At 70.1% G+C, this 11,949-nt stretch carries 7 protein-coding genes; 6 read left to right on the forward strand and 1 reads right to left on the reverse strand.

Features of this window, described 5'->3' with window-relative positions; genetic code table 11:
* Positions 1–50: 50 nt before the first annotated feature.
* Both ACIBJB_RS45440 and ACIBJB_RS45445 read left to right on the forward strand, forming a co-directional pair.
* Positions 51–1,718 carry a M4 family metallopeptidase gene (locus ACIBJB_RS45440; protein WP_398940040.1) on the forward strand — a complete coding sequence of 556 codons (1,668 nt, stop codon included), beginning with the start codon at positions 51–53 and terminating at the stop codon, positions 1,716–1,718.
* 74 nt (positions 1,719–1,792) lie between these two features.
* Complete coding sequence (locus ACIBJB_RS45445) at positions 1,793–2,302, forward strand: DUF1990 domain-containing protein (RefSeq protein ID WP_398940041.1); 510 nt, start codon at positions 1,793–1,795, stop codon at positions 2,300–2,302.
* A gap of 31 nt (positions 2,303–2,333) precedes the next feature.
* Here ACIBJB_RS45445 and ACIBJB_RS45450 read toward each other — a convergent pair whose 3' ends face one another.
* Positions 2,334–4,952 carry a glycosyltransferase family 1 protein gene (locus ACIBJB_RS45450; protein ID WP_398940042.1) on the reverse strand — a complete coding sequence of 873 codons (2,619 nt, stop codon included), beginning with the start codon at positions 4,950–4,952 and terminating at the stop codon, positions 2,334–2,336.
* A 291-nt stretch (positions 4,953–5,243) separates the two neighbouring features.
* On the opposite strand from ACIBJB_RS45450, the gene ACIBJB_RS45455 reads away from it, so the two are divergent.
* The 4 genes from ACIBJB_RS45455 (at position 5,244) to ACIBJB_RS45470 (ending at position 11,935) form a co-directional block, all read left to right on the forward strand.
* On the forward strand, positions 5,244–6,452 hold the full coding sequence (locus tag ACIBJB_RS45455) for a S8 family peptidase (RefSeq protein WP_398940043.1): 1,209 nt from the start codon (positions 5,244–5,246) through the stop codon (positions 6,450–6,452).
* Positions 6,453–6,663: 211 nt separating this feature from the next.
* Positions 6,664–8,754 carry an alpha-1,4-glucan--maltose-1-phosphate maltosyltransferase gene (locus tag ACIBJB_RS45460; RefSeq protein ID WP_398940044.1) on the forward strand — a complete coding sequence of 697 codons (2,091 nt, stop codon included), beginning with the start codon at positions 6,664–6,666 and terminating at the stop codon, positions 8,752–8,754.
* On the forward strand, positions 8,751–10,451 hold the full coding sequence (gene treS, locus ACIBJB_RS45465; RefSeq protein WP_398940045.1) for a maltose alpha-D-glucosyltransferase: 1,701 nt from the start codon (positions 8,751–8,753) through the stop codon (positions 10,449–10,451). The genes ACIBJB_RS45460 and treS overlap by 4 nt, the downstream gene beginning before the upstream one ends.
* A 95-nt stretch (positions 10,452–10,546) precedes the next feature.
* Entirely contained in the window at positions 10,547–11,935 is a 1,389-nt protein-coding gene (locus tag ACIBJB_RS45470; protein ID WP_398940046.1) for a maltokinase, read from the forward strand.
* Positions 11,936–11,949: the final 14 nt, after the last annotated feature.

Raw genomic sequence — 11,949 nt, forward strand, 5'->3', positions numbered from 1 at the left:
CCCGGACAGTTGCCCCACGACCGTCCGGGCTCCCCCACGAAGGAGCTTGTGTGACCCCCCTCTACGCGCGTCACAAGCGCACCACTCTGGCCATCGCCACCGCTGTCGCTGCCGGAGCCCTGCTCACCACCGGTCTGACCACCGGCAGCGCCGCCGCCGTGACCCCGGCGGAAAGCGCGGGCAAGGCCGCCCCCGCGGGCACCCCGGTCCAGCTGTCCGCGGCCGCGCGCACCTCGCTCATCAAGGAGCAGCAGGCCGACGCCGGGACCACGGCTCAGAAGATAGGCCTCGGCTCCAAGGAGAAGCTGGTTGTCAAGGACGTCGTGAGAGACGCCGACGGCACGGTCCACACCCGCTACGAGCGCACTTACGACGGCCTGCCCGTCCTCGGCGGCGACCTGGTCGTGCACGAGTCGAAGTCCGGTGCGACCGAAGGCGTCTCCAAGGCGACGAAGGCCACCATCAGAGTCGCCTCCCTGACCCCGAAGCTCACCGTCGCCAAGGCCGAGAAGCAGGCGGTGACCATCGCCAAGGCGGCGGGCTCGGACAAGACCGCGGCGGACGGCGCGCGCAAGGTGATCTGGGCCGGCTCGGGCACCCCCGTCCTCGCCTACGAGACGATCGTCGGCGGCTTCCAGGACGACGGCACCCCGAACCAGCTGCACGTCATCACCGACGCCGCCACCGGCAAGAAGCTCTTCGAGTACCAGGGCATCGAGAACGCGACCGGCACCGGCAAGAGCCTGTACTCGGGCACGGTCAGCCTGGAGACCACCCTGTCGGGCTCGACGTACCAGCTGACCGACGGCACGCGCGGCACCCACAAGACGTACAACAAGTCCCACGGCACCAGCTCGTCGGCGGGCACCCTGTTCACGGACGCCGACAACACATGGGGCACCGGGGCCGCCTCCAGCTCCACCACCGACCAGACGGCGGCCGTCGACGCGGCCTACGGCGCGGCGGAGACCTGGGACTTCTACAAGTCCACCTTCGGCCGCAGCGGCATCAAGAACAACGGTGTCGCGGCCTACTCCCGTGTGCACTACGGCAACCAGTACGTGAACGCGTTCTGGGACGACAGCTGCTTCTGCATGACGTACGGCGACGGTGAGGGCAACGTCAGCCCGCTCACCTCGCTGGACGTGGCCGGCCACGAGATGAGCCACGGCGTCACCTCGAACACCGCCGGCCTGAACTACTCCGGCGAGTCCGGCGGCCTCAACGAGGCCACCTCGGACATCTTCGGCACGGGCGTGGAGTTCTACGCCGCCAACTCCAACGACGTCGGTGACTACCTCATCGGCGAGGAGATCGACATCAACGGCGACGGCACCCCGCTGCGCTACATGGACAAGCCCAGCAAGGACGGCGGCTCGGCGGACTCCTGGTCCTCGTCGGTCGGCAACCTGGACGTCCACTACTCGTCGGGCGTGGCGAACCACTTCTTCTACCTCCTCTCGGAGGGCAGCGGCGCCAAGACCATCAACGGCGTCTCCTACAACTCGCCGACGTCCAACGGCTCCACGGTCACCGGCATCGGCCGCGCCAAGGCCCTGCAGATCTGGTACAAGGCGCTGACGACGTACTTCACGTCGACGACCAACTACAAGTCGGCGCGCACGGGCACGCTGTCCGCGGCGTCCGCCCTGTACGGCTCCACCAGCACCGAGTACAAGGCGGTGGCCGCGGCCTGGTCCGCGGTCAACGTCAGCTAGTCCGCGAGAGTCTGGCTTGACGGGCGGTACCCGGAACGAAGGCAGGTCCGGGTACCGCCCTACTCTTGGGTCCCATGTCCTTCACGTACGACGACGTCGGCGCGACCCGGCGGAGCGGTTTCTGCCCGCCCGGCTTCCACCCCCTGCACGTACGCACCCGCATAGGCGAGGGTCACGACGTCTTCCAGAAGGCCTCCGAGGCGGTCCTGACCTGGGAGATGCACCGCGCCCTGGGCGTGGGCATCGACGCCACCGCGGACCGCGCGGCCCCCGACGTGGACGTCACGGTCACCCTCGCGGGCGTCATCAGAGCCCCCTGCCGAGTCGTCTGGACGGTCGAGGAGCACCGCCGCGCGGGCTGGGCCTACGGCACCCTGACCGGCCACCCCGAATCCGGCGAGGAGTCCTTCGTCGTCGACCGCACGGGCGACGGGACGGTATGGCTGACGGTGTCGGCGTTCAGCCGCGCCGCGAAGTGGTACGCCCGGGCGGGCGGCCCGGCGACCCGGGGCCTGCAGCACGCGTACGCGCGCAAGTGCGGGACGGTCCTGCGGAAGCTGTGCGGCGGGGAGGACGCGGGCTGAGCGGGGAAACCCGGCCCGCGCCCCCCGCGGTTCACCGCAGGAGCACCCCCGCCCCCTCCACCACATCCTCCGAAGGCACCGCCACCAGCCCCAGCTCCGCACCCGACGCCAGCAGCCGGTGCGAGGGCAGAATGCGGACCGTGTAGCCGAAGGGTCCCGTGCGGTCCAGGGACAGCGGGCCCTCGTAGACCCACCGGCCCTCCGCGTCCGGGCCGCCCACCGACTTCAGCGGCACCGTCGCCGCGTCCGCGATGCGGTCCTCCTCGTCGACGCGTCCGGAGACCGCCTGGATCTCCACGTCGTCCGGGCCCAGGGCGCCCAGGCCCACGTGGACCCGGAGGCCGAGCGTGGTGCCGAGTTCGGCCGTGGTGGTCGCGGCCGTGGTCTCCACGTGGTCGACCGTCACCCCGTGCCACTCCGCCCGCACCCGGGACTTCCACTCCGCGAGCTCGCGCGCCACGTCCGGGGCCATCGTGCGGTGGGCCTGGGCGGCGGGGGCGTAGAGGCGTTCGACGTACTCGCGGACCATGCGGCCGGCCAGGACCTTCGGGCCCAGCAGGGTGAGCGTCTGGCGGACCATCTCGATCCAGCGGTCGGGGAGGCCTCCCTGTCCGTGCTCGTAGAAGCGGGGGGTCACCCGCTGTTCGAGGAGTTCGTAGAGAGCGTCGGCCTCTATGTCGTCACGGCGGTCGGCGTCGGTCCCCACCCCGTCCGCCGTCGGGATCGACCAGCCGAAGTCGGGCTGGAACCACTCGTCCCACCAGCCGTCCAGGACGGAGAGGTTGAGGCAGCCGTTCAGCGCCGCCTTCATCCCGCTCGTCCCGCACGCCTCCAGCGGCCGCAGCGGGTTGTTGAGCCAGATGTCGCAGCCCGGGTACAGCTTCTGCGCCATCGCCATGCCGTAGTCGGGCAGGAAGACGATCCGGTGGCGGACCCGTGGGTCGTCCGCGAACCGCACCAGCTCCTGGACCAGGCGCTTCCCGCCGTCGTCCGCCGGATGCGCCTTGCCCGCCACCACGATCTGGATCGGGCGCTCGGGGTGCAGCAACAGGTCCATCAGCCGGTCGCGGTCCCGCAGCATCAGGGTCAGTCGCTTGTACGACGGGACGCGGCGCGCGAATCCGATCGTGAGGACGTCGGGGTCAAGGACGCCGTCGATCCAGCCCAACTCCGCCGTACCGGCGCCGCGTTGCCGCCAGGACGCCCGCAGCCTCTCCCGTACCTCCACCACCAGCTGCTCCCGCAGGGAGCGGCGCAGTTCCCAGACGTCCTGGTCGGGGATGTCGCCCACGGCGTCCCAGCGGTCCGAGCCGCCGACGGTCAGCGCGTCCTCGGTGCGCTGGGCGCCGATCTGCCGGGCGCCGAGCCGGAACACCTCGGGCGCGACCCAGGTCGGGGCGTGCACCCCGTTGGTCACGGAGGTGATCGGCACCTCCTCGGGGTCGAATCCCGGCCAGAGTCCGGAGAACATCTCCCGGCTGACCTGCCCGTGCAACAGCGAGACGCCGTTGGCGCGTTGGGCGAGGCGCAGGCCCATCACGGCCATGTTGAAGAGGTTGGGTTCGCCGCCGGGGTAGGTCTCCATGCCGAGGGCGAGGATCCGGCCCACGTCCATGCGCGGGAGCTCGGCGTCGGGGCCGAAGTGCCGGGCGACCAGCTCCCGGTCGAAGCGGTCGATGCCGGCCGGGACGGGGGTGTGCGTGGTGAAGACGGTCCCCGCCCGGACCGCCTCCAGGCCGGCGTCGAAGTCCAGCCCCTGGTCGCAGAGTTCGGCGATCCGCTCCAGGCCGAGGAAGCCGGCGTGCCCCTCGTTGGTGTGGAAGACCTCGGGGCCGGCGTGGCCGGTCAGCCGGCAGTACGTCCGTACGGCGCGGACGCCCCCTATGCCGAGGAGCATCTCCTGGAGCAGACGGTGTTCGCTGCCGCCGCCGTAGAGCCGGTCGGTCACCTGGCGTTCGCCGAGGTCGTTGTCCTCGACGTCGGAGTCCAGCATCAGCAGGGGCACCCGGCCGACCTGGGCGAGCCAGATCCGGGCGTGCAGCTGCTTGCCGCCCGGAAGGGCCAGCGACACCTGGGCCGGGGTGCCGTCGGCCTCCCTCAGCAGCGCCACCGGCAGTTCGTGGGGGTCCAGGACCGGGTAGTGCTCCTGCTGCCAGCCGTCCCGGGACAGGGACTGGCGGAAGTAGCCGTGGCGGTACAGCAGACCGACGCCGATCAGCGGTACGCCCAGGTCACTGGCCGCCTTCAGATGGTCGCCCGCCAGGATTCCGAGACCGCCGGAGTACTGCGGCAGGGCGGCCGTGATGCCGAACTCGGGCGAGAAGTAGGCGACGGCTGCAGGGAGTTCACCGGTGTGGGTCTGGTACCAGCGGTCCCCGGTGACATAGTCGTGGAGATCGTCGGCGACCGCGGTGAGCCGGCGCAGGAAGCGGCGGTCCTCGGCGAGTTCGGCGAGCCGGGCGGGCCGCACGCTGCCGAGCAGCCGTACGGGATCACCGCCCGACGCGGCCCAGTGCTCCGGATCGACGGACTGGAAGAGATCGCGGGTCTCCGCGTGCCAGGACCAGCGCAGATTGCGCGCCAGATCGCTCAGGGGCCGCAGGGCATCGGGGAGTACGGGTCGGACGGTGAATCGACGGATAGCCTTCACTTGCCACCTCAGCGCATTCGCTGGAGGACGCACGGCGGTGTGCGTCGTCGTCTCCGACAACGGTATCGGCGTTGATGTCACCCGTGGTGGGGGCTGCGCCCCGGGACCGGTCCGGAAATCGCCGCAACCTCCGCACGTCCCCCATAGCCGATATGGCCGATTCCACCCCCGCAGGCGTCCTTGTGGTACTTCACACCGCACGAGAGGCTTCCCCATGGCGTTCCTGCCGACGCCGGGTGCACCCGGCGGACCGCGGCTGCGTACGCCGAGCTGAGGAGGGGAACTCAAGTCATGGCACGGACGCGAGATCGGCGTCTGCGCTGGGTGGGGGGCCTGACCGCGGTGAGCTGTGCTGCCGCACTTTCGGCCATCACCCTGCCCGCGCACGCCGCACCGGAGGGGCGGATACTCGGCGCCGGAGAGCCCGGTTCCGTCAGCGGGAGTTACCTGGTGACACTCAAGGGGGGAACGAAGGCTCCGTCGGCGACCGGAAAGGGCCTCGCCGAGAAGTACGGGGCGAGAATCAGCCATACCTACGGCACGGTACTCAACGGTTACGCGATCCGGGCCGACGAGAGACAGGCCAGGCGGCTCGCGGCGGACTCACGGGTCGCCTCGGTCGTCCAGGACACCCGGGTGACCCTGGAGCGCACCCAGAAGAACCCGCCGTCCTGGGGCCTGGACCGCGTCGACCAGCCGAAGCTGCCGCTGGACAGGTCCTACACCGGGCCCAGGTCCGCGGGCGCCGGGACGACGGTGTACGTGATCGACACCGGCATCCGGATCTCCCACCAGGACTTCGGGGGCCGGGCGGCCTACGGCTGGGACTTCGTCGGGGGCGACAGATCGGCGGGTGACGGCAACGGCCACGGCACCCACGTGGCGGCCACCGTCGCGGGCACCAGGTACGGCGTCGCAAAGGGGGCGAAGGTGGTGGCCGTACGCGTCCTCGACAACACCGGCGCGGGCACGACCGCGCAGGTCATCGCCGGTATCGACTGGGTGACGAAGCACGCGCGGAAGCCGGCGGTCGCCAACCTCAGCCTGGGCGGCACCCACAGTGCCCAGCTGGACGCCGCCGTCCGCACCTCCATCGCGTCCGGGGTGACCTACACGGTCGCGGCCGGCAACGACGGCCTGCCGGCCGGGCTCTACTCGCCCGCCGACGTACCGCAGGCGATCACGGTCGGCGCGACCGACACCAAGGACGCCCGGGCGGGCTTCTCGAACTACGGATCCGCCCTCGACCTGTTCGCACCAGGAGTCTCGATCACCTCCGCGGGCAGCACGAGCGACACCGCCAGGGCGACCTACTCGGGTACGTCGATGGCGACCCCGCACGCGGCGGGCGTGGCCGCGCTGTATCTCGCCGGCCACCCGAAGGCCACTCCGGCGCAGGTCGGCAAAGTGCTGGTGAAACTGGCGGCCTCCGGGAAGGTGTCCGGTCGGGGGGCGGGTTCACCGGACAAAATTCTCCAGGTGCCCGGTTCTCAGGGGTAGGCGTCCGCAAGGCGGCCCCGTTCGGCGAGAACGGGGCCTGTTTTGTGTAAAGACATACGCGTGAGTAGTTAACAAAGTGCTGGATTGCCCACCCGAATAGGGTGGGAAGGCTCCTGCGGTACACGGCTCAGGTAGGTTCACCGGTACGCCACGCAGGACCCCCTCCCCACATCCATCCGCCCACCCAAAGTTGACGCGGACAGGAGCGGTCATGCCCGCCACGCACCATTCGTCAGCACCCCCGACGTCCAGCACCGACGCGTCCACCACGCGTCCCGTCGACCCCGGACCACCGCGCCAGGAGCGACCCTCCACACCAGCGGGACCGGCTACGGCCATCGGGCGCATACCCGTCCTCGACGTCCGCCCGGTGGTCCAGTGCGGTCGCCGGCCCGCCAAGGCGGTCACCGGCGAGACGTTCGAGATCTCGGCCACCGTGTTCCGTGAGGGCCATGACGCGGTCGCCGCGAATGTCGTACTGAAGGATCCGGAGGGCCGCGCCGGACCCTGGACCCCCTTGCACGAACTGACCCCGGGCACCGATCGCTGGGGCGCCACCGTCTCCGCCGACAGCCCGGGTCTGTGGACCTTCACCGTCGAGGCCTGGGGCGACCCCGTCACCACCTGGCGGCACCACGCCCAGATCAAGATCCCGGCGGGCATGGACACCGAACTGGTCCTGGAGGAGGGCGCCCGGCTCTATGAGCGGGCCGCCGCCGGCGTGCCCGACGACGGGCGCAACGGCGTGATCCTCGCCGCCATCCGCGCCCTCCGCGACGAGACCCGGCCCGCCGCCGCCCGTCTCGCGGCCGCGCTGACGCCCGAGGTGGACGCGGTACTGGCGAGGTACCCCCTGCGGGAGTTGATCACGGCGTCGGAGACGCTGCCGCTGCTGGTGGAGCGGGAGCGGGCGCTGTTCGGGTCGTGGTACGAGTTCTTCCCGCGCTCGGAGGGCACCGTGGAGCGGCCGCACGGCACGTTCCGCACGGCGGCCCGCCGGCTGCCGGCGATCGCGGCGATGGGTTTCGACGTGGTCTACCTGCCGCCGATCCACCCGATCGGGACCACGTTCCGCAAGGGCCGCAACAACACGCTGTCCGCCGGTCCGGACGATGTGGGTGTGCCGTGGGCGATCGGCTCGCCGGAGGGCGGCCATGACGCGGTGCACCCGGACCTGGGCACGCTGGAGGACTTCGACTGGTTCGTGCGGGAGGCGAACGGGCTGGGTCTGGAGATCGCGCTGGACTTCGCGCTGCAGTGCTCGCCGGATCATCCCTGGGTGCACAAGCACCCGGAGTGGTTCCACCACCGCCCGGACGGCACCATCGCGTATGCGGAGAACCCGCCGAAGAAGTACCAGGACATCTACCCGATCGCCTTCGACGCCGACCTGGAGGGGCTGATCGCGGAGACGCTGCGGGTGCTGCGGCACTGGATGGGCCACGGGGTGCGGATCTTCCGGGTGGACAATCCGCACACCAAGCCGGTGGTGTTCTGGGAGCGGGTGATCGCGGACATCAACGCCACCGACCCGGACGTGATCTTTTTGGCGGAGGCGTTCACCCGGCCGGCGATGATGCACACCCTGGCCCAGATCGGTTTCCAGCAGTCCTACACGTACTTCACCTGGCGCACCACCAAACAGGAGCTCACCGAGTACCTGACGGAGCTCTCCGGTGAGGCGGCCTCCTACATGCGGCCGAACTTCTTCGCCAACACCCCCGACATCCTGCACGCCTTTCTCCAGCACGGCGGCCGGTCGGCGTTCGCGCTGCGCGCGGTGCTGGCCGCGACCCTCTCGCCGACCTGGGGCATCTACTCCGGCTACGAACTCGCCGAGAACGCCCCGGTGCGGGAGGGCAGCGAGGAGTACCTGAACTCGGAGAAGTACCAGCTCAAGCCCCGCGACTGGGACACTCCCGACTCCCTCGCCCCCCTGATCACCCAGCTCAACACCATCAGGCGGGACAATCCGGCCCTACGGCAGTTGCGCGATCTCCACTTCCATCACGTGGACAAGGACTCGGTGATCGCGTACTCGAAGCGGCGCGGCTCGAACACGGTTCTGGTGGTCGTGAACCTCGATCCGCACCACACCCAGGAGGCCACGGTCTCGTTGGACATGCCGCAACTCGGCCTGGAATGGCACGAGTCGGTGCCGGTGCGCGACGAGCTCACCGGCGAGACCTACCACTGGGGCAGGGCGAACTACGTGCGTCTCGAACCGGGCACTCGCCCCGCGCACATCCTCACCGTCCTGCGACCGTCCACCCCGCAGATCGGAGGGTCACCCACAACATGATCGTCAACGAGCCCGTCCACGACACCTTCGAGGACACCCCTGCCAAGGACCGGGACCCGGACTGGTTCAAGCGGGCCGTCTTCTACGAGGTCCTCGTCCGCTCCTTCCAGGACAGCAACGGCGACGGCGTCGGCGACCTGAAGGGCCTGACCGCCAAACTCGACTACTTGCAGTGGCTGGGCGTCGACTGCCTGTGGCTGCCGCCCTTCTTCAAATCACCGCTCAGGGACGGCGGCTACGACGTCTCCGACTACACCGCCGTCCTGCCGGAGTTCGGTGACCTCGCCGACTTCGTGGAGTTCGTCGACGCCGCCCACCACCGCGGCATGCGGGTGATCATCGACTTCGTCATGAACCACACCAGCGACCAGCACCCGTGGTTCCAGGAGTCCCGGGCCAACCCCGACGGCCCCTACGGCGACTACTACGTGTGGGCCGACGACGACAAGCAGTACCAGGACGCCCGGATCATCTTCGTCGACACCGAGGCCTCCAACTGGACCTTCGACCCGGTCCGCAAGCAGTACTTCTGGCACCGCTTCTTCTCCCACCAGCCGGATCTCAACTACGAGAACCCGGCGGTCCAGGAGGAGATGATCTCCGCGCTGAAGTTCTGGCTGGACCTGGGCATCGACGGCTTCCGTCTCGACGCGGTGCCCTACCTGTACCAGGAGGAGGGCACCAACTGCGAGAACCTTCCGGCGACCCACGAGTTCCTCAAGCGGGTCCGCAAGGAGATCGACGCCTCCTACCCGGACACGGTGGTGCTGGCGGAGGCGAACCAGTGGCCGGAGGACGTCGTCGACTACTTCGGCGACTTCGAGAGCGGCGGCGACGAATGCCACATGGCGTTCCACTTCCCGGTCATGCCCCGCATCTTCATGGCGGTCCGCCGCGAATCCCGCTACCCCGTTTCCGAAATCCTCGCCAAGACCCCGGCCATCCCGTCGAACTGCCAGTGGGGCATCTTCCTGCGCAACCACGACGAGCTCACCCTCGAAATGGTCACCGACGAGGAACGCGACTACATGTGGGCCGAATACGCGAAGGACCCGCGGATGCGCGCCAACATCGGCATCCGGCGGCGGCTCGCCCCCCTGCTCGACAACGACCGCAACCAGATCGAGCTCTTCACCGCCCTGCTGCTGTCCCTGCCCGGCTCGCCGATCCTCTACTACGGCGACGAGATCGGCATGGGCGACAACATCTGGCTCGGCGACCGCGACGCCGTCCGCACCCCCATGCAGTGGACACCGGACCGTAACGCAGGGTTTTCCTCCTGCGACCCCGGGCGGCTCTATCTGCCGACCATCATGGACCCCGTCTACGGCTACCAGGTCACCAACGTCGAGGCGTCGATGGCGTCGCCCTCGTCGTTGCTGCACTGGACCCGTCGGATGATCGAGATCCGCAAGCAGAACGCCGCCTTCGGCCTCGGCTCCTACACCGAGCTCCCGTCGTCGAACCCGGCGGTGATCGCGTTCCTGAGGGAGTACGAGGACGACCTGGTCCTGTGCGTGCACAACTTCTCCCGGTTCGCGCAGCCGACGGAGCTGGACCTGAGCGCCTTCAACGGACGGCACCCGGTCGAGCTGTTCGGCGGGGTACGGTTCCCGGCCATCGGTGATCTGCCGTACTTGCTGACCCTCGCCGGGCACGGCTTCTACTGGTTCCGGCTCCGCAAGGAAGCCGCATAGCCGACGAGGACCCGGGCGAGGCGTTTCCACCGCCCCGCCCGGGGCACGCATCAGTAACACCCCGATCAGCCAGCCCGGGGAAAGGACGCCACGCCATGTCGGAAGCCGTCACCCGCACCGCCACGACAAGTCCAGGCCTCCTCGCCTCGCTTGATCCACTTCTGCGCGAGTGGTTGCCGCGGCAGCGCTGGTTCGCGGGCAAGGGGCGCCCGGTCACCGGGTTCTCGCTGGTGGAGGCCACCGAGCTGCTGCCGCCCACGGCCAAGCTCGGCCTGTACCACCTGCTGGTCCGCGCCCACCAGCCGCTCGTCGTGGGCGCCCCGCCGCACCCCGGGGACTGCTACCAGCTCCTCATAGGCCTGCGCGAGGCGCTGCCGCCCCGGCTGGCGCCCGCGCTGATCGGCCATGTCGAGGAGGGCCCGCTCACCGGCCGTACCGCGTACGACGCCCTCTACGACCCGCTGCCCGCCGAACTGCTCCTGGAAGCGATCCGCACCGGGACCCGGATCGGCGGGCTGTCCTTCGAGCGGGACCCGCACCAGGAGATCCGGGAGGGTCTGGTGGCCCGGGTGATGACCGGCGAGCAGTCGAATTCGTCGATCGTCTACGGAGATACGTTCATCCTGAAACTCCTGCGCCGGGTCGTGCCCGGCGTCAACCCCGACCTGGAGCTGCCGCTGGCCCTGGCCCGGGAGGGCTGCCCCCGGGTGCCCGCCCCGACGGGGTGGCTGCAGGCGGAGCTGGCCGGAGAGCCGTACACCCTCGCGGTGCTGCAGCCCTTCGTGCAGGGCGCCTCGGACGGCTGGGAGCTGGCCCTGCGGGAGCTTGCCAAGGGCGAGGACTTCGGCGCCGAGGCGCACGCCCTCGGGCGGGCCACCGCCGAGGTGCACACCGCGCTCGCCCGGGCGCTGCCGACCGTGACGCTGGGGCACCAGCAGCTGCAGCTGCTCGTCGACGGCATGATCGAGCGGCTGGAGGCGGCCGTACAGGCGGTCCCCGCGCTCCGGCCGTACGCGCCGGGCCTGCGCTCCGCGTTCACCGCGCTGGGTGATCTCGCCGCCGAGGGCAGCACCTGGACCGCCCAGCGCATCCACGGCGACCTCCACCTCGGCCAGTGTCTGCGCTCGGCGACCGGGCACTGGTCGCTGATCGACTTCGAGGGCGAGCCGTCCAAGCCGCTCTCCGAACGCCGGCTGCCGCAGCCCACGGCCCGGGACATCGCCGGGATGCTGCGCTCCTTCGACTACGCGGCACACTCGACCGACCTGCCGGTACCGGGCTGGGCCGAGGCGTGCCGGGCCGCGTACTGTTCCGGATACGCCGAGGTCAGCGGCGTGGACCCGCGGACCGATCCGGTGCTGCTGCGCGCGTACGAGACCGACAAGGCGATCTACGAGGTCGTCTACGAGGCCCGGCACCGCCCGGACTGGCTGCAGGTGCCGATGGCCGCGGTGGCGCGGTACGCGTCGTCCGACCTGATCTGACCCGACCTGACCTT

The organism is Streptomyces sp. NPDC050759, from assembly GCF_044456945.1.
Classification (GTDB): Bacteria; Actinomycetota; Actinomycetes; order Streptomycetales; family Streptomycetaceae; genus Streptomyces.